The organism is Mesorhizobium sp. B2-3-7, from assembly GCF_006442695.1.
Classification (GTDB): domain Bacteria; phylum Pseudomonadota; class Alphaproteobacteria; order Rhizobiales; family Rhizobiaceae; genus Mesorhizobium.
In genome coordinates this window covers 345408-365971 of the sequence record NZ_VFVV01000003.1, presented here as the reverse complement: position 1 = coordinate 365971, position 20564 = coordinate 345408, and the positions used below count along the sequence as shown (strand labels likewise).

Genomic DNA, 20564 nt, shown 5'->3' with positions numbered 1-20564 from the left:
CGGGTTCTTTTACCTCCCCCCGTGGGAGGTCGGACCGAAGGTCCGGTCGGGGAGCGCCGCCGTCCTCACCCGCTGCTTCGCAGCGACCCTCCCCAAGGGGAGGTGACAAGGCCTGCGACACTCCCTCGATTGCCCCAGACGCATAGCCGGGCTATTTAAAGCGGCATGAGCGACAGCACTTCACGCCTGAGCGGCTGGACCGATCTTGCCAACCCGACACGGTTCGTGGCGCTTGCCGACCGGGTGGTGCCGTGGCTGGCGACGATTGCGGCGCTGACCCTTGCCGCCGGCCTCTATATGAGCTTCACCGCGCCCGAGGACTTCCAGCAAGGCATCACCGTCCGCATCATGTACATCCATGTGCCTTTCGCCTGGTTGGCCATGATGTGCTACACGCTGATGGCGCTCTCGGCGCTCGGCACATTGGTCTGGCGCCATCCGCTGGCCGATGTCGCACTGAAATCGGCGGCCCCCATAGGTGCCGTCTTCACCGCGCTGGCGCTGGTCACCGGTTCGATCTGGGGCAAGCCGATGTGGGGCACCTGGTGGGTGTGGGACGCGCGGCTGACTTCGGTTTTCGTGCTGTTCCTGATGTATCTCGGCATCATCGCGCTGACCCGCGCGCTCGATGATGCCGGCCGCGCCGCCTGGGCCGCCGCCATCATTACGCTGGTCGGCTTCATCAACATCCCGATCATAAAATTCTCGGTCGATTGGTGGAACACGCTGCATCAGCCGGCCTCGGTGTTCCGCATGGGCGGATCGACCATCGACCCCTCGATGCTATGGCCGCTGCTGGTGATGGCCATCGGCTTCACGGTGCTGTTCTTCGCGCTGCACCTGATGGCGATGCGTACCGAAATCCACCGGCGGCGGGTGATTGCGATGCGCAGGGTCGCGGCCCGGCAGGCTGAGCGTCAGCCGGCTTGAATCACCCGCGCCTGGCCAAAGAAGTCATCCCATCCGCCCACGTGCGGCCACCGGCAGGGTTTCCAGCACCGTCTCGCCGTCGATCAAATTGACCTCATTGAACAGGTTGGTGACGACGCAGCAATGGTCGGGCACCACGCGCACGCGCTCGCCGATGCGAAGCTTGCCATCGCCTGAGAGCGTGACCGTGCCGTGTTCCTCGCTCAGGCCCGTCACCCGCGCTCCCGCAACGCCGAGCAACTCGCCGAAATCGGCGAGCCCCAGCGTATCGCTCGACAGCGCCTTGCTGCCGGCGTCGAGGATGGCACGCGTCCGCGTCGGATGGCTGACCACGGTCGACAGCACGCTCAGCGCGCAATCGTCGAGGCTGCCGACGCCCTTGGCGACCTGGTAGCGGTCGAGATAGATGTAGGTGCCGGGGCGGTATTCCGTGACGACGCTGTCTTCGCCCGAGCGCCACATGTCGGGCGTGCCGCCGCTGGAGATGCGCGCGCAGGCGAGACCGCAGGCGGCCAGCGCCTGCCTGGCGCCGGCGAGCCAGGCCTCGGCCTCCGCCGCACGGCCCGCGGCCGGATAGGTCATCAACCCGCCGAAGACGAGGCCCTTGGCCGTGTCGATCTGTCTTGCCAGCCCAACCGCTTCACCAGCCGTCTGCACGCCGCAACGCCCCATGCCGGTGTCGCATTCGACCAGGACCGGCAGGGGATTGCCGGCATCGGTGAAGGTGGCGGCCAGCCCGTCGATCGTCTCCACGCTGTCCGCCGTCACCGACAGGGTTACGCGCATGTGCAGCGCCTTCAGCCGCTCCAGCTTGGCGCGGCCAAGAATGTTGTAGGGGAGAAAAATGTCGGTCAGCCCGGCATCGGCCATCACCTCGGCCTCCCCGATCTTCTGGCAGGTGATGCCGACCGCGCCCGCCGCCACCTGCTTCTTCGCCCAATAGGGCAGCTTATGCGTCTTGATGTGCGGCCTGAGCTTCAACCCGTGGCGGTCGGCATGCGCTTGCGCGCGGGCAATATTGGCTTCGGCGCGCGCTGCGTCGATCAGGATCGATGGCGTATCGAGGTCGTGAATGGTCGGCATCATCTGTCACCCTGTGGAATCCGCAGCGGTTATGGCCTTGAAACCGCCTTATGTCACGCGGCCAGCCGAGCGGACCCGTGGTTCCATGCGGCCACGCCGCAAGCCGGGGCGGGCAATACGGATCGACACCGCATCGGCGTTGGGCTATGCGACTTATCGGAAAAGTCGACACGAGGACCACGATCATGAAACGCTCCGCCATCAACGACATCATCCGCGAAGCCGACGCTTTCATCCGATCGTTCGGCTACATCATGCCGCCCTTCGCCTACTGGTCGCCGGAAGAGATGAAGGCGCGCCAGATCGATTCTTCGGCCATCTTCACCTCGCGGCTCGGCTGGGACATCACCGATTACGGCCAGGAAAAATTCAAGGAGCTCGGCCTGTTCCTGTTCACAGTGCGCAACGGCCGCTACGAGGACATGAAGAAGGGCATGGGCATGCTCTATGCCGAGAAGATCATGATCTCGCGCAAGGACCAGTTGTCGCCGATGCACCGCCACAACATCAAAGCCGAGGACATCATCAACCGTGGCGGCGGCAAGCTGGTGCTGGAACTGTTCATGCACGATCGCGACGGCGGCATCGATCCCAAGGCCGAGGTGTCGGTGCCTGTCGACGGCACCATCCACCGGTTGCCGGCGGGCGGGCTGCTGAAGCTTGATCCGGGCCAGAGCGTCACGCTGCTGCCCGGCGTCTGGCATGCCTTCTGGGCCGAAGGCAAGGACGTACTGATCGGCGAGGTGTCGACCGTCAATGACGATCTCACCGACAATGTATTTCGCGAGCCGATCGGTCGCTTCTCCAACATCGACGAGGACGTCGCCCCGCTGCACCTGCTGGTGTCCGACTATGAGAAGTGGCTGGGGTAACTTCGCAGTAAACTGAGGCGCCGGCCGGCTAACGGCCAAGGCCGGCAGCGCCTCAATGGCAGCAGCCAAGTGAAAGTGAGTCCCCCGGTTGCCTCTACGGCGATCCCTGGTCGATCGATCCCACCGCTTCGCCGGTGAAGATGACCTTCGTGCCCTCGTGCACTTCGGAGGCGACATCTTCGGCGTCCCAATTGGTCAGCCTGATGCAGCCATGCGAGAAGGTTTTCCCGATCTTGCTCGGGTCCGGAGTCCCGTGAATGCCGTAACTTTCGATGGACAAATCAATCCACACCGATCCCACCGGATTGTTTGGCCCGGCGGCGATCGTGAAGGGGCGCTTGGTCCTGACCCCCTTGAAGGCGAAGTCGGGATCGTAGTGATAGGTCGGGTTGTGCACCACGCGTTTGACCTCTGCCTGGCCGCTCGGCGCCGGCTTCTCCTGGCTGCCGATCGAGGCGGGGTACACCGCAAGCACTTTGCCGGACGGGTCGAGCACGCGAAGCTGGCGCGCGCCCTTGTCGACCTCGACCTCAGCAACACCCGCGGGCGGATCGCCTCGGGTGACGGCAGGCACCAGCACCTTTTGCCCGGCCTTCCTGAAGCCGACGCCAGGGTTGAGCCGTTGAAGCAACTGTTGGCTGACGTGGAAGCGCTCCGCTATTTTTTCCGCCGCGTTGTGGTAGCCGAGCCTGCGCAGGCGGGCCATTTTCTCCATGCGCGCCGGAATTCGCCTGGTAAACGGTCCGCGCACATCCTTGCGCGTCAGCTCGTACGTCTCGAGCGCCGGGCTCGGGGAGGTCGCGACCAGCTTGTCCCAGGTCTGGCGGGTGAGCTTACCATCGGCGGGCAGCCCGTTGGCCGCCTGAAACGCCCGGACCGCCTTGGCGAAGTTCTCTGCTGCGCGGCCGTCGATCAGGCCCGGCGAGAAGCGCGCGCGATCCAGAAGGATCTGTGCCTTCAGCACGGTCGCACTGACGCCTTTTGCTTCGCTGTCGTCGAATTGCACGTTGTTGACGGCTGCGACGTCCAGCTTTGCCGCCGCCGATACGTCACATGCCATGGCGAGCACGACAGCCGCGACGAGAAGGAGCCTGGTCATCGACGTCACACTCCTGCATGAGCACCTGCTTCTATGACGTTGCAGGGCCGATCTGGTTCCATCCCCCCTGCATTTGAGCCGCGATCACCGACCGCCAGTATGCGAATACGGATCGGGACGTCCGGCAGTCGCGCGGATGCATGTGATGATAGACTTAACGGCAAGAACTCGGCGCCGGCTGCACGCTCGTCCTGCACACAGGCATGACGAACTGATCGGTACATCCGCCTTGGCCATCGCCGTGGCGAGCTTTGCCAGCAGCACCGGCAACTCCTCGCTTCGCCGCGCCGTGTCAGGCATTCCACCAGCCCGTGCAGCGCCTATGGCAACGCCGGGCTCACACGCACCGGTGTCGAACGCCATTAACTGCCAGGCCTGGCCTTGCTTTGTTTGCGGGCATAGACGACGCATGCGTCGACGGCGCTGACACACAGCCCATCGCGGCGGTTTGGAAGGTTGTTATCGCCCGCATAGGCGACCTCAGCCACACGGCCATCGACGATGCGAACCTGTGTGTTGCAATAACCTCCCGGAGCGACATTCAACGACCCGCCGACGGAAGGGATGGGGCCTACCGCGAAGGTAGGAAGCACGACATTGACATTGCCCCGCTGCACCGCGCGCTCGTAGCTCCAGATTTGCCCCGATGCTCCTTCGTCGGCGGTGGCGGTGGGGAACCCCGCGCACATTCGCAGGTCCGCTTCGCTGAGACCGACCATTTCCTTTTGGGCGGCCGCCGTCGTGGGATCCTCTTTCGCAAGCTTGGACGTATCGTCGGGAACGACGCAGGACCAGAGCGTGACCGTGCCGGTGAGAAGAAACAGGATAGCCGGTAGTCGAATCCCGCAAGACGCCAAAACCGCTCTCCGATCTGCTGGATTGTTCGCCCGCCCTTCACCGAGGTAAGAGGCCGTCCCGATATTTCAACCCGTGATCGGGCTGCCTGTTCGATCGCGAGACGGGCGAATCAGGCCGGTTGGTCTGGTGCGGACGGTGAGAATGAAGCTGGCTGGGGAACCTGGATTCGAACCAGGACTAACGGAGTCAGAGTCCGTGGGTCTACCGTTAACCTATTCCCCAGCAGGCGTGACTATCACGACAAACGTGAAAACCGCGCGGGCCGAGCGGGCGAACCGCTGTGAGCGCTGCCTTGTAGCCGCCAGCAGAAAATAGTCAAGCCTGCCGGTGTTTCAATTGTGATGTTTCGGCGCGGCTTTTCAATTGCCTGTCCGCCCGAACTGCGAGCGCTCGAAATAGAGCACGATGCCCAGGCCCAGAAACAGCGGGACGATGAGATAAAACAGCCGGAATACCAGCAGGGCCGCCAGCACGCCCACGGGGTCCATGTCGGAGAGCCCGGCCAGGAACACCACCTCGAACACGCCCAGCCCACCCGGCGCGTGCGAGATCTGCGCGATCGAGAAGGAGACGAGGAACACGCCGAGCACCACGAAATAGCCGGGGTTATGGGTCCCGGGGAGGGCAAAGAAGATGATCGCGGCTGCCGCCAGGAGTTCGATCGGGCCGATCAGTAATTGTCGCGCCACGATCGGCAGGGCCGGATAGTGAATCTGAAAGCTGCCGATCTTCAGCGGCCGCAGATGCAGCCAGCTGCCGAAGATATAGGCGGCGACGACGGCAAGCATGACGATGCCCGCAGCCCGCGACAGGCCGTGATGGGCTATGCCGGAGAAGCGGTCGATGATCTGCGGTTCGAGCACCAGAACGAGGCCGGAGGCAAGTACCGTCGACAGCACGAAGGTAATCCAGCAGATCGCCACCAGCACGCCGACGTCCTGTCCGCTCAATCCCCTCGTGCCATAGGCGCGATAACGGATGACGGCGCCCGAAAACACCGAGCCGCCGATATTGTGCGACAGCGCGTAGGTGGTGAAGGAGCACAGCGTGACGAACAGCCACGACACGCGTTTGCCGATATGCAGGAGCGCGATGTGGTCGTAGCCGGCGAGCGAGGCATAGGCGACAACCGAGCTCAGCCCCGCGAGGATCCAGCCGCGGGCCGGGATCGCCGCAATACCGTCCCAGACATCGTCCAGCGAAATGCCGCGCAATTCGTGCCAGAGCAGCAGGAGCGAGAAAATCACCGCCCCGACGCCGACGACCGGCCAGAAATAGCGTCTCCAGTTCATTGCCTGACTGCCATGCGTTGCGGGCCCGTTGCCTTCGCTGTCATTGCGGGAAAGCGGTCGGCGATTCCGATCGCTTTGCCCCCTCTATTTCAGAGATGCCTCATCGAAGCCGGCTATTCAACCGCCGGCCCTTGCCGCCATGGCAAGCCGCAATCGTTATCGTCGTCGAGAGGCGGAAAATCGACAGCCGAGCGGGAATATCGGCCCGGCCATGCGACCGTCCCCACACGCATTTGTGCTGAAAGTCGCTGTTTACCCCCACTTTGCGTAAGACGCGGCAGCGGGCGGTTTGCGGACAGCCCGGCAAAATTCGTGCCACGCGGCACTTGGTGATCCGGGCCGGCGCTGTTAGTCTGGCGGCAACTTGAAACAAAGAAGCGCCTGCTGCGTCCGTTCGCCGGTTCGCGCGGCGCCGGAAGGAACGACAGTGGAAGACCGCGACACCGGCGCCGGCGCGCCGGAGGTGGGCGCGTCCAGCGCTTCCCCGAGGCCGGCAGGCCCGGGGACCGCCAAATGGCAGCAACGCCGCCCGACGGAGCCACGCTCCGCCGACGGGCAGGCGAGCGACGCGAACCACCACCAAAAGGGCAAGGCCAAGAAAAGGCGCAAACGCCGGCGCGGGCGCAAGGTTTTTGCGCGCGACGATATCCGTCCCGCGGCGAATGGGGCGCCGGCGCCACGCGCCGCCGCGGCTGGCGCGGCGCCTGCAGGCATAGCCACACCGCCCATCGCGGTGGCTCGGCCCGAACCGGGGGCCCGTCGCCCGACGATGCCGGAATTGCCGGTATTTGCCGCGCTCGATCTCGGCACCAACAATTGCCGGCTGCTGGTCGCCGTGCCGGCGCGTCATGGCCAGTTTCGTGTCATCGACGCCTTTTCGCGCATCGTGCGACTGGGCGAGGGGCTCACGGCCAGCGGCCGCCTCGGCCAACCGGCGATGGACCGCGCGGTCGAGGCCCTGAAGGTCTGCGGCGAGAAACTGCGCAACCGCAAGATCAGGAAGGCGCGGCTGATCGCCACCGAGGCCTGCCGCTCGGCGGCGAACGGCGTCGAGTTCCTGGAGCGCGTCGAGCGCGAGGCTGGCCTCAAGCTCGAAATCATCGACCGACAGACCGAAGCGCGGCTGGCGGTGTCCGGCTGCGGTTCGCTGGTCGAGCGCGACACGCAGGGCGTCGTGCTGTTCGACATCGGCGGCGGCTCCTCCGAGATCGCGCTGATCGATCTCACCGGCCGCCGCTCGCCGCGGCTCGCCAACCATATCGTGTCGTGGACGTCGCTGCCGGTCGGCGTCGTCTCGCTGGCCGAGCGTTTCGGCGGCCGCACGGTGACGCGCGAGATTTTTGGCGCCATGGTCGACGACGTCGCCGCCCGGCTCGCCGCCTTCGATGGCCGCGATCGGCTTAGCCACCTCAAGGCCAGCCCGAAATTTCATCTGCTGGGCACTTCCGGAACGGTGACGACGCTGGCTGGCGTCCATCTCGATCTCGAGCGCTACGACCGCCGCCGCGTCGACGGCCTGTGGATGGACAGGGACAGCGTCGACCGCATGGTCGAAAAGCTGGTCGGCTGGGATTTCCAGCAGCGTGTCGCCAATCCCTGCATCGGCGCGGACCGCGCCGACCTGGTGCTGGCCGGCTGCGCCATTCTGGAAGCGATCCGCGCCGTGTGGCCGTCGGAGCGGCTGCGCGTTGCCGACCGTGGCTTGCGCGAGGGCATATTGAGCGAGCTGATGGCCGATGACGGCGTCTGGCGCAACGATGGGCGCGGCAGAACATGATCCCGAACCGCAGGACCGCGTCAGCGAAAAGTGGCGACCGGTTTTCGCGGACAAACGGTTCCGTTTGTCCAGAAGTCACGCTCGGGCAAGCTGGCGCAAGCGTTGCTCCGGTGAGCAGTCGACCCCCACTCCGTCGAGCTTCGCTCGACACCTCTCCCCCGATCGACGGGGGAGAGGATTGGCGCGAGCTAGCCAATCTTGGCGCCCTTCCTCTCCCTCCGGAGGGGGGAGAGGTGGCGCTGCGAAGCAGCGACGGAGTGGGGGAAGCCGTTTGCCAAACGCGCTGCCGCCGAAAAACGGCCACAACCCGGCAAGCGAGAAAACTTGGACAAGAAGTCAACCAATGACCAAGAAACCGGAAAAGCCGGGCTCGGCCGGCATTCGCGTGCTGAAGACGCGGATCAAGAAGAAAAGCGGGCTGAAGGAATCGTCGCGCCGCTGGCTGCAGCGTCACATCAACGATCCCTACGTCCAGCGCTCCAAGGCTGACGGCTACCGCTCGCGCGCGGCCTACAAGCTGATCGAGATCGACGACAAGCACCATCTGCTGAAACCCGGCATGAAGGTGATCGACCTTGGTGCGGCCCCCGGCGGCTGGTGCCAGGTCGCGGCCGCGCGGACCAAATCGACCGCGGAAAATCCGCATGTCGTAGGCATCGACTATCTCGAGATGGACGCGGTGCCCGGCGCGCCGGTGCTGTTGATGGATTTCCTCGATCCCGAGGCGCCGCGGAAGCTGGCCGAGGCGCTTGGCGGCGATCCCGATGTCGTGCTGTCCGACATGGCGGCGCCCACCACCGGCCACAAGCGGACCGACCACATCCGCACCATGCATCTGTGCGAGGTGGCCGCCGATTTCGCGCTGTCGGTGCTGAAGCCGGGCGGCCACTTCCTGGCCAAGACGTTCCAGGGCGGCGCCGAAAACGAGCTGCTCTCGATGCTGAAGAAGAATTTCCGGTCCGTCCACCACGTCAAGCCGCCTGCGTCGCGCGATGAGTCGGTGGAGCTGTATCTACTGGCGAAGGATTTCAAAGGGCGAGAATCCGGTCCGCCATCAGGCGGATCGGAACGTCCAGTGGATGTCTCGAAGAACTTGAGCGCACGGAGCCATGGCGAAGGGCCGGCGGACGGCGACGGCTGAACCGTCTCACTCCCCCGGCGACCTCACCGGTTCCAGCGGCTTGGGCATGGTCAGGCGGCCGTGGCCCGATACGGCGTTGCCGGCATCGGGCGCCAGCCGCATGAACGACAGCGATGCGGCGGCGGAAATTGCCGCGACGATGAAGAAGGCGGTATGGAAGTCCGGCAATGTCAACGGGCCGCCGTGGATACCCGTCGATACTTCCAGGATGCCGCCGGCAACCGCCACGCCCAGCGCGATCGACAGTTGCTGGAACACGGCGGCGATCGGTGTTGCCTTGCTCGTGTCCTCGGCTGAAACCTCGGCGTAGGCGAGGGCGTTGATGCCGGTAAAGAACATCGAGCGGATGAAGCCGCCCACCAGCAGCATGGCCAGCATCAAGAGATAGGGCGTATCGGGCGTGAACAGGCCGTTGACGGCGATCGACGCGGCGGCCACCAGCGAGCCGACGATCAGCACGCGACGAAAGCCGACGACGCGGAAGATCAGCGCTGTGACGAATTTCATGCCGATGGCGCCGATCGCGGAGACGAAGGTAATCATGCCGGACTGGAACGGCGTCAGCCCGAAACCGATCTGGAACATCAGCGGCAGCAGGAACGGCACGGCGCCGATGCCGATGCGGAAAAGTCCGCCGCCAAGCACGGAGGAGCGGAATACCTGGTTGCGGAACAAGTCGAGCGCCAGCAGGGGGTTCCTGGCACGGCGCGCATGCATGAGGTAGAGAGCGCCCGACACCAGCCCGACGCCCACGGTGATGAAGCCGGTCGCCGGCGGCAGATAGGGCAAGCTGATCACTGACAGGCCGAACACGACGCCGGACGCCGCCAGCCCGCTCAGCACGAAGCCGACGAAATCGAGCGGCGGCGTCTCCATCGATTCGGTTTCCGGCAGGAAGCGGGTGGCCAGCCAGATGCCGATCAGGCCGATCGGCACATTGATCAGGAAGATCCAGTGCCAGGTGAAGTAGGTGGTGATGAAGCCGCCGATCGGCGGTCCGACCAGCGGGCCCACCAATGCCGGCACGGTCAGCCAGGACATCGCCGCGACAAGTTCGCTCTTGGGCGTGGCGCGCACCAGCACCAGGCGCCCGACCGGCGTCATCATGGCGCCGCCTATGCCTTGCAGAAAGCGCGACACCACGAAGGCCGGCAGCGAGCCCGAAACGGCGCAGGCGACCGAACCGACGATGAACACCGCGATCGCGGCGCGGAAAACGTTCTTGGCGCCGAAGCGATCCGCCATCCAGCCGCTGATGGGAATGAAGATCGCCAGCGACACAAGATAGGAGGTCAACGCCAGCTTGAGCGCGATCGGGCTGGTGTGGATGTCGAGGGCGATCGCCGGCAGCGATGTGGCGATGACGGTCGAATCCATGTTTTCCATGAAAAGAGCGACCGCCAATATGAGCGGAATGGTTCGGTTCAAAGGAACGCGTCCGGGCTTGATTCCAGATGTTGCCGACCGGGAGTTTGCCGGCAGGCAGGGCGGTTATCACGGCTGGACACCAATGTCGTGTTAAATTGCTGTCACTTTTATGCGACCGCAACCTCCGGTGGCGGCTGCGATACACGATTGCTTGCAAAAAGCGGACACTATCCCTATTGTAGTGAAAATAACTACAGGACGTTATGATCATGGAAGAGGCCGTTTCGGCAGCCGATGCCAATCGCAGATTTTCTCGCATCCTGCGTGAGGTACGCGAGGGCCAGAGCTACGTCGTGACAAGCCATGGTCGGCCGGTGGCACGGATCGTGCCTGCGGAGAGGCACGAGGGTGTGGCCTCCCGCTCGCGCGCGGCATTGCTGTCGCGACTCGAACGGCAGCCAGTTGCCGATGCAGGACGCTGGACCCGCGATGAGCTCTACGAGGATGACCTGTGAGGGTCGCGCTCGACACCAACATTCTTGCCTACGCAGAGGGCGTTAACAACGTAGACAAACGCGACCACGTTCTCGAACTGCTGCGCAAGGTTCCACAAGACGCTGCCATTGTTCCGGTCCAGGTGCTGGGTGAACTGTTCAATGTCCTCGTCCGCAAAGCCGGAAGGTCGCGCCAGGAGGCTCGGGATGCGCTGCTTAGCTGGCGCGACGCGTTCCCGGTTGCTGGGACGACGCCGGAGGTGATGACGATGGCTGTCGATCTTGCGGCGGACCATCGCTTCGGCATCTGGGATGCCGTCATTCTTTCGGCTGCATCCCAAACGGGTTGCCGGCTGCTTCTGTCGGAAGACCTGCAGGACGGCTTCACCTGGGGCGGTGTAACCGTCGTCAACCCCTTTGCATCGCCGCGTCACGCTTTGCTGGATGCTTTCCTTGGTTCGCAATAGAAGCTGAAGCGTCCGCAACGATCGGCTTTTCTTCCGTGCTGGGACGTGGTACCAGCCACCGCCAATCCTGAAAGGGAAGAAGAGAGTCGCGCTGTCCATCCCGGTCCAGCGCTTTTCCCGCATTCAAAGGGCTGGCCATGGCAAAAATCATCGAAACGTCCACCGGCGCGCTGGCGCTGACCTTTGACGACGTGCTTTTGCAGCCCGGCCATTCCGAAGTCATGCCCGGCCAGACCGACATCCGCACCCGGATTGCCGGCGACATCGACCTCAACGTGCCGATCCTGTCGGCGGCCATGGATACCGTCACGGAGGCAAGGCTTGCCATCGCCATGGCGCAGGCCGGCGGCATCGGCGTCATCCACCGCAATTTCTCGCCGGCCGAGCAGGCCGAGCAGGTGCGGCAGGTGAAGAAATTCGAATCCGGCATGGTGGTCAACCCGGTCACCATCGGTCCCGACGCGACGCTGGCCGACGCGTTGTCGCTGATGCGCACCTACTCGATCTCGGGTATTCCGGTGGTCGAGAATGGCGGCTCCGGCGGCCACAAGAGCGGCCGGCTGGTCGGCATCCTGACCAATCGCGACGTGCGCTTCGCCTCCGATCCGGCGCAGAAGGTCTACGAATTGATGACCCGTGAGAACCTGATCACGGTCAAGGAGAATGTCGACCAGGACGAGGCCAAGCGGCTTCTGCATCAGCACCGCATCGAAAAGCTCGTCGTCGTCGACAAGCAGGGCAATTGCGTGGGGCTGATCACCGTCAAGGACATCGAGAAATCGCAGCTCAACCCGCACGCCACCAAGGACGCGCAGGGGCGTCTGCGCGCCGCGGCCGCCACCAGCGTCGGCGACGACGGTTTCGAGCGCGCCGAGCGCCTGATCGAGGCGGGCGTCGACCTTCTGGTCATCGACACCGCGCATGGCCATTCGCAGCGTGTCCTCGATGCCGTCACGCGGGCGAAAAAACTCTCCAATTCGGTGCGCATCCTGGCCGGCAACGTCGCCACCGCCGAGGGCACCCAGGCGCTGATCGATGCCGGCGCCGATGCCGTCAAGGTCGGCATCGGCCCCGGCTCCATCTGCACCACCCGCATCGTCGCCGGCGTCGGCGTGCCGCAGCTGTCGGCCATCATGTCGGCGGTGGAAACTGCGCACAAATCGGGCGCCTCGGTGATCGCCGATGGCGGCATCAAATATTCCGGCGATCTGGCCAAGGCGCTTGCCGCCGGCGCCAGTGCCGCCATGATCGGCTCGCTGCTTGCCGGCACCGACGAAAGCCCGGGCGAGGTCTATCTGCACCAGGGCCGCTCCTTCAAGGCCTATCGCGGCATGGGTTCGGTCGGCGCCATGGCGCGCGGCTCGGCCGACCGATACTTCCAGGCGGAGGTTCGCGACACGCTGAAACTGGTGCCGGAAGGCATCGAGGGGCAGGTCCCCTACAAAGGACCTGTGTCTGGCGTGCTGCACCAGCTTGCAGGCGGCCTGAAAGCCGCTATGGGTTATGTTGGTGGCCGCGACCTTGCCGATTTCCGCGAACGCGCCACCTTTGTGCGCATATCCAACGCCGGACTTCGTGAAAGCCACGCCCATGACGTCACGATCACCCGCGAAAGCCCCAACTATCCCGGCGGAGCCTGATCGGCCCGACCAGTACACGTTCTGGCGCAATCTGGCCGCGACCATCTTGCGGCTATCGCGCCACGCTGCCGCCCTTTGCACCGCATCGGTGGCGGTTTTCATCGCCATGACGCTCATGGAATTCTTCTATTTCCGCCAGTTGAGTGGCGGTTTGCCGTCGCTCGACATGCGCGTTTTTGGCTTCACGCCGGATGAAGGCATGGCCTGGCTGACGGCGCTCGGCCGGCGCGGCGGCGAGATCATCCTGGTCTGGCACTATCTGACCTTCGATCTTCTGTTCCCCGCGCTGTTGTCGGTGACGCTGGTCAGCCTGATCCTGGCAACGGGAAGGCGGTTGAGGAATTTCCGCGTGCTTCCGGGCCAGATGCAATCGATCTTCGCACTGATCCTGGTGCTGCCCTACACGATCGCCAACTACGCCCAGAACATCGCCGTGGCCCGCCTTCTGTCGGATTTCCTGTCGGCCAATCCCGATTCCCTGGGTCTCGCCTCGGCGCTGATCGTCACCAAATTCGCGCTGCTCGCAATTCCGGTGATCGTCATCGCCGTCTTCTGGCTGGCGGGTCAGAAACAGAATTGATCTGACCCGGCACCGGGCGGGGAGGATTCATGAACCAGACATCGATTTTCTGGCCTGTTCTGGCGCACGTGTTGCTGGTCTACATCGTCTATGGCGCCATGGCCCGGCGCAGGTATGTCGCCATCCAGTCGGGCGAAGCCAAAGTCAGCCAGTACAAGGCGCGCTCGACCGAGCCGGCCTCCTGCGTGACAGTTGCCAGCAACCTCAGCAACCAGTTCGAACTGCCGGTGCTTTTCTATGTGCTGTGCCTGATGTTGCACCTGACCAACGGCGTCAACTATCTGACCTTGGCCCTGATGTGGATCTTTGTCGCGACCCGCTATTTTCATGCCTGGGTTCACCTGACCAGCAACAATCTGCTCCTGCGCAGCCGGTCTTTCTCCCTGGGGGCAGTGATTCTTTTGCTGGGCTGGATCTGGTTCGCGCTGCACCTGCTCCGGGTGGTTTGAGCAGTACTCCCCTTCGTTGGGGCGCTCCGCCTACAAATCGAACACCGCTATTTTGCGCTTGTCGAACTTGATGCCGATCTCGCCGCGCACCAGCTTCAGCGCCGCCTCGCCGAAAACGGCGCGGCGCCAGCCCTGCAGCGCCGGCACGTCGGCGGCTTCGCCTTCGGCAGCGATGCGGTCGATGTCGTCGCTGGAAGCCAGGACCTTCGATGCGACGCCTTGCTTTTCGGCCACGATCCTGAGCAGCACCTTCAACAGCTCCGCGGCGGCGCTCGATCCCTCGGGCGGCTGAAAACTCTTTGGCAGCTTCGGCAATTGCTCCTTGGGCAGAGCTAGTGCGGTGTTGACCGCGCCAAGCAGCGCCGCCGCGGTCGAGGAGCGCTCCCAGCCCTTCGGTATCGTGCGCAGCTTGGCCAGCGCGGCCGCGTCGCGCGGCGCCTGCTGCGCCACCTCGTAGATGGCGTCGTCCTTGAGCACGCGGCCGCGGGGTACGTCGCGTTCGCGCGCCTCGCGCTCGCGCCATGCCGCCACGGCCTGCACGATCGCCAGCTCCTGCGGCTTGCGCAGCCGCATCTTCAGCCGCTTCCAGGCATCCTCGGGGTGCGGATCGTAGGTTTCGCGCGAGGTCAGGACGTCCATCTCCTCGTTCAGCCAGTGGGCGCGGTTCTCCCGCTCCAGTTCGGCGCTGAGATGCTGGTAGACCTCGATAAGATGGGTGACGTCGGCAAGCGCATAGTCGAGCTGCTTTTCGGACAGCGGCCGGTGGCGCCAGTCGGTGAAGCGCGAGGACTTGTCGAGCCGCGCGCCGGTGACGCGCTGCACGAGCTGATCGTAGGAAACGCTGTCGCCGAACCCGCAGACCATCGCCGCAACCTGGGTATCGAACACCGGATGGGGAACGAGATCGCCCAGATGGACGATGATTTCGATGTCCTGCCGCGCGGCATGGAAGACTTTGACGACAGATTCATTGGCCATCAGCCTGAAAAACGGCTTCAGGTCGATGTCTGGCGACAGCGGATCGATCAGCGCCGTTATTCCGGGCGCCGCCATCTGGATCAGGCACAGGATCGGCCAGAAGGTCGTTTCCCGGATGAATTCGGTGTCGACGGTGACGAAGTCCGATTTTTCGAAAGCGGCGAGAACGGTCTCGAGTTCTTTTTGGGTGGTGATGACGTGCATCAAATCGCTTTTGGCAGGAGTAGGGTCTTCCTAGATTTCAGCCGGGAAGGCTTTCGTCAAGCGTTGGCGCTCGCATCACGGCCCGTCCGGCCCGTCCGGATCGCCGTTTCTTCTCGCCAGCCGGGCGAAAACCGTCGAGGTGCGCAACAGCGCGGTGAAGCGGCTGCGCTTGCCAGCCGGCACGCCCGATCGTGCCCGCATCCGATAGAGGATGACGGCGATGAAGATTGCATAGACCAGCGCGCTGAACACGAACAGCGCGCTTGGGCCAAAATACTGCATCGCCGTCGATGCGGCGAAAGGGCCGCCAATGGCGCCGAAGGAATAAAACAGCATCAAGGCGGCGTTGATCAGAACGAACTCGCCCGCGCCGGCGCGGTCGTTGGAGTGCGCCGCCGACAGCGAGTAGAGCGGCATGGCGAAACAGCCGAAGATGAAGATGATGAGGAAGTTGAGAAACGGGTCGGCTCCCGCCACGAACGCAAGCGCCAGCGCTGCCAGCATGGCGCAGCATGTCGTCGCCAGCAGCACCGAGCGCCGGTCCCAGCGATCGGAGAGATAGCCTAGCGGGTATTGGATGAGTGCGCCGCCGAAGATACCGACGCTGACGAAGGTGACGACATCGGCGACAGACATGCCGATCTGCTCGGCATAGACCGGCGACAGCGTGCGGAACGCGCTGTTGGTGACGCCGACGGCGATGCAGCCGAAACAGCCGAGCGGCGAGATGCGCCAGACCCGCGCCAGGTCGAGCTTGACGTCTTCCGGCGGCGTCGGGTTGGAGCGATCGCCCAGCGATACCGGCACCAGCGACAGCGTGATCATCATCGATATGATGGCGAATATGGCGAAGCCGCCCGCTCCGAAGATCGGGATGAGGAACTGCGCGCCGGTGACCGAGCCGATGTCGACCATGCGGTAGATGGCAAGCACGCGGGCGCGGTCCTTGTTGCTGACCCCGGAGTTGAGCCAGGCCTCCATCACCGTGAACAGGCCGGCGAAGCAGAAACCGCCGGCAAAACGCACCGCGCACCACATCACCGGGTCGATGACCAGAACCAGGAGCAATGTGCCGGCCGAGGCGGCCGCGGCCAGCGCCGAGAAGGTCCTGACATGGCCGACCGCCTTCAGGATGCGGGTGACGGCCAGGCAGCCGAGCAGGAAGCCGGCGAAATAGAACGTGCCCATCAGGCCGATGTCGGAAGCCGAAAAACCTTCCTGCGCGCCGCGCAGCGCGATCAGCGTGCTTTGCAGCCCATTGCCGCCGAGCAGGATGCCTGCGGCGATGAGGAGCGGGATCAGCGGACGGATGGAGGACATTAAGAGGCGATCACATGTCTGTGATCCCTTCTTGAACCATCGCTTCCGTCAATACCAGCGGCAATTCCCCGCGCCAACAGGATGTGTCCGCCTTTCCGTTCAAGGAAGTCGGCGCCTGCCTCCTCGACGTCCCACGGCGAACCGCCCGGCTGCTCCCGACGCGATGGCTATTCCCGCGAGGACAGCGATGAGCCCGACAATTAGGTTTGCATTGATTTGCTCACCGAGAAAGACGGCGCCGAAGATCGATGCCGTCACGGGGTTCACGGCAACTGAAACGGCAACCAGCGTTGGCGGCGCACGTTCAAGCGCGAACGCCCAGAGGAAGAAGATCAGGGCGCCGCAAATTACGGCCAGGTATCCGCTGGCAACCCATTGCGACGCCTCAAGCGCGGCAAGTCGCGTCAGGCCTCCAGTCAAAGTCGACAGCGCCAACAGGCAGGCCGTGCCGACGGCCATGCCAAACGCGGCGAATGATGTCGGCGCGCAGCGGGTGAGAAAAGGTCGCGACCAGACATTGTAGAGCGCCATGCAGAATGCCGCCGCGATCATCAGGAGGTCTCCGCGCCAGGCGCCCTGGGGAGCTGTCGTCAGGCTGCTGCCAAGCGCGACAGCCACTCCGGCCATCGCGACCAGGACGCCGACGATCTTGCGCGTCGTCGGCGGTTCGATCCCTAGAACCGCGCCTGCGAGCATTGTGAGCACAGGCAGCGTCGAAAGCGCCAGAGCTCCTCGCGCCGCCGTCGTGTAGACAAGGGCTCCGTTGAAGAGCACCGGGAATAGGCCGAAGAACAGCAGGCCCAATGCGGCGGCGCCCGGCCAATCGCTTTTCGCAGGCCACTTGTCCCGCCGCAGAAGCGCTAGGGCGGCGAGCACTAGAAAACCACCCCCGAACCGGATCGCGCCGATGGTGAGCGGATCCAGCGAACGCGCGAGATAGCGCGTTGCACCGACAGCGGTGCCGCCAAAGGCGCTGGAGAGAATCGCCGCGAGCACGCCTCCAGTTTCCATCGCTTCCCCTCTGCCAGTTCGGAGTCCAGCGGTATCGGGCAAACCGGGTAAAAGGAATCGAATAAATGCAATGAGCTTGATAAGCTTGCGCAATGAGCAGTCGGAGTCTCGATCCGGAATTGTTGCGGACTTTCGTCGTCGTTGCCGAGCGGCTCTCTTTCACGCGAGCCGCCGAGCAGCTCAATCGAACGCAAGCCACCGTCAGCTTGCAGGTGAAGCGCCTTGAAGAGCGCCTTGACATTTCGCTGTTCCGTCGATCGACGGCCCATGTCGAGCTTACGGCCGCCGGCGAGGGGTTTCTGATCGACGCACGCCGCATTCTTGCACTTAACGAGCAGGCGATTGCCCGTGTCTCCAACCAACGGGTAGCGGGACGCATCCGGATAGGCGTCATGGAGGACTACGGCACCAAGATCCTGCCACGCCTCCTCGCCGATATCGCCGTGCGATTTCCGCTCATGCAGGTCGAAATGGAGATCGGCCTCACGGCGCGGCTGCTGAAACGGCTCGGCTCATCATTTGACGCGGTCATCGCCATGCATCCGGAAGGTGTGGCCGAGGGCGATCTGATATGCCGCGAAAGAGCGATATGGGCGGCGGCGAGGACCCACTCTGTCGAAGAACTCGATCCGCTGCCCGTCGCGTTGTCGGACCCTGATTGCTTGTTTCGCGCATGGGCGACTGACGCGCTCGACAGAGCGGGCCGGCCGTGGCGACTGGCCTATGTCAGCCCGAGCCTTGGCGCGACGGAGGCGATCGTCGAGCAGGGCCTTGCGGTTACCGTGGTCAAGGGCAGCATGCTCGCGCCCGGCCTGCGCGATGTCCATCCTGGCCCTTATGTGCCGCCGCTGCCCGGGGCGGAGATCCGCCTTCATCGGGCCACAACGTCTTCCGCAAGCGCCGCATTGGTCGTCGATCACCTCGCGCATCGCCTGCGGTTGTCAAGCCTTGGTTCATAGGGCGACCTGCGCGCCGGCGAATGCTCCGAAAGAACCCGTCAACCCGGGTTCGTTGCCCTGGCCCTCCGCCCACTCGCCTTGACAAACCGGGCCTCCCATGCGCTTTTCGCGCAAATTTTTCAGGCCGGGCCGCGATGCTTCGGCCGGCAACCCAACATCCCGGACTTTTGCCCATGACAATGCACCGTTACCGCAGCCATACCTGTGCCCAGTTGAGAAAGAGCGACGTCGGCGCTTCCGTTCGCCTGTCGGGCTGGGTGCATCGCGTGCGCGACCATGGCGGCCTGCTGTTCATCGACCTGCGCGACCACTATGGCATGACCCAAATCGTCGCCGATCCCGATTCGCCGGCCTTCAAGATCGCCGAAACAGTGCGCGGCGAATGGGTGATCCGCGTCGACGGCGAGGTCAAGGCGCGCCTGCCTGAAACCACCAATGCCAACCTGCCGACCGGCGAGATCGAGATTTTCGCGCGCGAGATCGAAGTGCTTTCGGCGGCCAAGGAATTGCCGCTGCCGGTCTTCGGCGAGCCGGACTATCCCGAGGACATCAGGCTGAAATACCGCTTCCTCGACCTGCGCCGCGAGACGCTGCACAGGAACATCGTGGCGCGCACGAAGATCATCGCCGAGATGCGCAAGCGCATGGGCGAGGTCGGCTTCACCGAATTCTCGACGCCGATCCTCACAGCATCGTCGCCCGAAGGCGCGCGCGACTTCCTGGTGCCGTCGCGCATTCACCCCGGCACTTTCTATGCGCTGCCGCAGGCGCCGCAGCAATACAAGCAGCTGATCATGGTCTCGGGTTTCGATCGTTATTTCCAGATCGCGCCCTGCTTCCGCGACGAGGATCCGCGCGCCGACCGCCTGCCCGGCGAATTCTACCAGCTCGACCTCGAAATGAGCTTTGTCGAGCAGGATGACGTGCTTTCCACCATGGCGCCGGTGATGACATCGGTCTTCGAGGCCTTTGCCAACGGCAAGCCCGTCACGAAGGACTGGCCGCGCATTCCCTATGATGTTGCGATGCGCAAATACGGTACCGACAAGCCGGATCTGCGCAACCCGATCGAGATGCAGGCGGTCTCCGACCATTTTCGTGATTCCGGCTTCAAGGTCTTCGCCAACATCCTGGCCAACGATCCCAAGGCCGAGGTCTGGGCCATTCCGGCCAAGACCGGGGGCAGCCGTGCCTTCTGCGACCGCATGAACAGCTGGGCGCAAGGCGAGGGGCAGCCCGGATTGGGCTACATCTTCTGGCGCAAGGAAGGCGAGAAACTCGAAGGCGCGGGTCCGCTTGCCAAGAACATCGGCGAGGAGCGCACCGAGGCGATCCGCCTTCAGCTGGGCCTTGCCGATGGCGATGCCGCCTTCTTCGTCGCCGGCGATCCCAAGAAATTCGTCTCCTTCGCGGGTGCTGCGCGCACCCGCGCCGGCGAGGAACTGAACCTGGTCGACCGCGACCGTTTCGAGCTGTGCTGGATCGTCGACTTTCCGTTCTTCGAGTGGAACGAGGACGAGAAGAAGATCGATTTCGCCCACAATCCGTTTTCGATGCCGCAGGGCGGCATCGACGCCCTCAACAACCAGGAGCCGCTCGGCATCAAGGCATTCCAGTACGACGCCGTGTGCAACGGCTTCGAGATCGCCTCGGGCGGCATCCGCAACCATTTGCCCGAAACCATGGTCAGGGCCTTCGAGATGGTCGGACTGGATCGCCAGACCGTCGAGGAGCGCTTTGGCGGCCTTTACCGTGCGTTTCAGTACGGCGCCCCGCCGCACGGCGGAGCGGCATTCGGCATCGACCGCGTCGTGATGTTGCTGGTGGGCGCCAAGAACCTGCGCGAGATCACCATGTTCCCGATGAACCAGCAGGCTTACGACCTGTTGATGAATGCGCCGTCGGAAGCCACGCCGCAGCAGCTTCGCGACTTGTCGCTGCGTGTCGCACCGATCAAGAAAGAGGCATGATGGCGCTTCGGACGGCGCTTTAAAGAAGCCTCCGAAGTGACTCGTTCGATTGAGAATCGCAGACAAAAGCCC

The 20564-nt window shown here is 64.0% G+C and carries 19 protein-coding genes and 1 tRNA gene; 11 read left to right on the top strand and 9 right to left on the bottom strand.

Annotated elements, in window-relative coordinates:
* Positions 1–165: 165 nt before the first annotated feature.
* On the top strand, positions 166–930 hold the full coding sequence (locus FJ940_RS08670) for a heme ABC transporter permease (protein ID WP_140521733.1): 765 nt from the start codon (positions 166–168) through the stop codon (positions 928–930).
* A gap of 24 nt (positions 931–954) precedes the next feature.
* On the opposite strand, the gene FJ940_RS08665 is transcribed toward FJ940_RS08670, so the two are convergent.
* Complete coding sequence (locus tag FJ940_RS08665; RefSeq protein WP_181171754.1) at positions 955–2013, bottom strand: D-TA family PLP-dependent enzyme; 1059 nt, start codon at positions 2011–2013, stop codon at positions 955–957.
* 185 nt (positions 2014–2198) lie between these two features.
* Here FJ940_RS08665 and FJ940_RS08660 point away from each other — a divergent pair, with 185 nt between their 5' ends.
* Positions 2199–2885, top strand: coding sequence for a D-lyxose/D-mannose family sugar isomerase (locus tag FJ940_RS08660; RefSeq protein WP_140515633.1), 687 nt, complete (start codon positions 2199–2201; stop codon positions 2883–2885).
* Positions 2886–2979: 94 nt separating this feature from the next.
* Here FJ940_RS08660 and FJ940_RS08655 read toward each other — a convergent pair whose 3' ends face one another.
* From FJ940_RS08655 to FJ940_RS08640, 4 genes are all read right to left on the bottom strand, one after another.
* Positions 2980–3984 carry a L,D-transpeptidase gene (locus FJ940_RS08655; RefSeq protein WP_140656298.1) on the bottom strand — a complete coding sequence of 335 codons (1005 nt, stop codon included), beginning with the start codon at positions 3982–3984 and terminating at the stop codon, positions 2980–2982.
* A gap of 362 nt (positions 3985–4346) precedes the next feature.
* The gene (locus FJ940_RS08650) at positions 4347–4841 is read right to left on the bottom strand and encodes a hypothetical protein (RefSeq protein ID WP_246670990.1); all 495 of its coding nucleotides are present in this window, start codon (positions 4839–4841) and stop codon (positions 4347–4349) included.
* Between the two features lie 149 nt (positions 4842–4990).
* Positions 4991–5064 (bottom strand) — tRNA-Gln (locus tag FJ940_RS08645).
* Positions 5065–5201: 137 nt separating this feature from the next.
* A complete protein-coding gene (locus FJ940_RS08640; RefSeq protein ID WP_140494126.1) occupies positions 5202–6134 on the bottom strand; it encodes a lysylphosphatidylglycerol synthase domain-containing protein in 933 nt (310 codons plus the stop codon).
* Positions 6135–6561: 427 nt separating this feature from the next.
* Between FJ940_RS08640 and FJ940_RS08635 the strand changes: the two genes are divergently transcribed.
* On the top strand, positions 6562–7911 hold the full coding sequence (locus FJ940_RS08635; protein ID WP_140656146.1) for a Ppx/GppA phosphatase family protein: 1350 nt from the start codon (positions 6562–6564) through the stop codon (positions 7909–7911).
* 343 nt (positions 7912–8254) lie between these two features.
* Positions 8255–9052, top strand: coding sequence for an RlmE family RNA methyltransferase (locus FJ940_RS08625; protein ID WP_140494122.1), 798 nt, complete (start codon positions 8255–8257; stop codon positions 9050–9052).
* Positions 9053–9058: 6 nt separating this feature from the next.
* On the opposite strand, the gene FJ940_RS08620 is transcribed toward FJ940_RS08625, so the two are convergent.
* Positions 9059–10480 carry an MFS transporter gene (locus FJ940_RS08620; RefSeq protein ID WP_140494120.1) on the bottom strand — a complete coding sequence of 474 codons (1422 nt, stop codon included), beginning with the start codon at positions 10478–10480 and terminating at the stop codon, positions 9059–9061.
* 209 nt (positions 10481–10689) lie between these two features.
* Between FJ940_RS08620 and FJ940_RS08615 the strand changes: the two genes are divergently transcribed.
* The 5 genes from FJ940_RS08615 to FJ940_RS08595 all read left to right on the top strand — a co-directional run bounded on the left by FJ940_RS08615 (position 10690) and on the right by FJ940_RS08595 (position 14050).
* Positions 10690–10935, top strand: a complete 246-nt coding sequence (locus FJ940_RS08615; RefSeq protein WP_140521745.1) for a type II toxin-antitoxin system prevent-host-death family antitoxin — start codon at positions 10690–10692, stop codon at positions 10933–10935.
* Positions 10932–11381, top strand: coding sequence for a PIN domain-containing protein (locus FJ940_RS08610; protein ID WP_140515645.1), 450 nt, complete (start codon positions 10932–10934; stop codon positions 11379–11381). The genes FJ940_RS08615 and FJ940_RS08610 overlap by 4 nt, the downstream gene beginning before the upstream one ends.
* Positions 11382–11518: 137 nt before the next feature.
* Positions 11519–13021: an IMP dehydrogenase gene (gene guaB, locus FJ940_RS08605; RefSeq protein ID WP_140494114.1), complete on the top strand. Its 1503-nt coding sequence runs from the start codon at positions 11519–11521 to the stop codon at positions 13019–13021.
* The gene (locus tag FJ940_RS08600) at positions 12972–13601 is read left to right on the top strand and encodes a hypothetical protein (RefSeq protein WP_140494112.1); all 630 of its coding nucleotides are present in this window, start codon (positions 12972–12974) and stop codon (positions 13599–13601) included. The genes guaB and FJ940_RS08600 overlap by 50 nt, the downstream gene beginning before the upstream one ends.
* 29 nt (positions 13602–13630) lie before the next feature.
* A complete protein-coding gene (locus tag FJ940_RS08595; RefSeq protein WP_140656143.1) occupies positions 13631–14050 on the top strand; it encodes an MAPEG family protein in 420 nt (139 codons plus the stop codon).
* A gap of 30 nt (positions 14051–14080) precedes the next feature.
* Here FJ940_RS08595 and rnd read toward each other — a convergent pair whose 3' ends face one another.
* The 3 genes from rnd to FJ940_RS08580 form a co-directional block, all read right to left on the bottom strand.
* Positions 14081–15232, bottom strand: coding sequence for a ribonuclease D (gene rnd, locus FJ940_RS08590; RefSeq protein WP_140494108.1), 1152 nt, complete (start codon positions 15230–15232; stop codon positions 14081–14083).
* A gap of 75 nt (positions 15233–15307) precedes the next feature.
* A complete protein-coding gene (locus FJ940_RS08585) occupies positions 15308–16552 on the bottom strand; it encodes an MFS transporter (RefSeq protein ID WP_140557032.1) in 1245 nt (414 codons plus the stop codon).
* 99 nt (positions 16553–16651) lie between these two features.
* Positions 16652–17656, bottom strand: a complete 1005-nt coding sequence (locus FJ940_RS08580; RefSeq protein ID WP_348640493.1) for a DMT family transporter — start codon at positions 17654–17656, stop codon at positions 16652–16654.
* A gap of 26 nt (positions 17657–17682) precedes the next feature.
* Between FJ940_RS08580 and FJ940_RS08575 the strand changes: the two genes are divergently transcribed.
* Complete coding sequence (locus FJ940_RS08575; RefSeq protein ID WP_348641150.1) at positions 17683–18522, top strand: LysR substrate-binding domain-containing protein; 840 nt, start codon at positions 17683–17685, stop codon at positions 18520–18522.
* A 179-nt stretch (positions 18523–18701) separates the two neighbouring features.
* Positions 18702–20492, top strand: coding sequence for an aspartate--tRNA ligase (aspS, locus tag FJ940_RS08570; RefSeq protein ID WP_181167583.1), 1791 nt, complete (start codon positions 18702–18704; stop codon positions 20490–20492).
* Positions 20493–20564 lie beyond the last annotated feature (72 nt).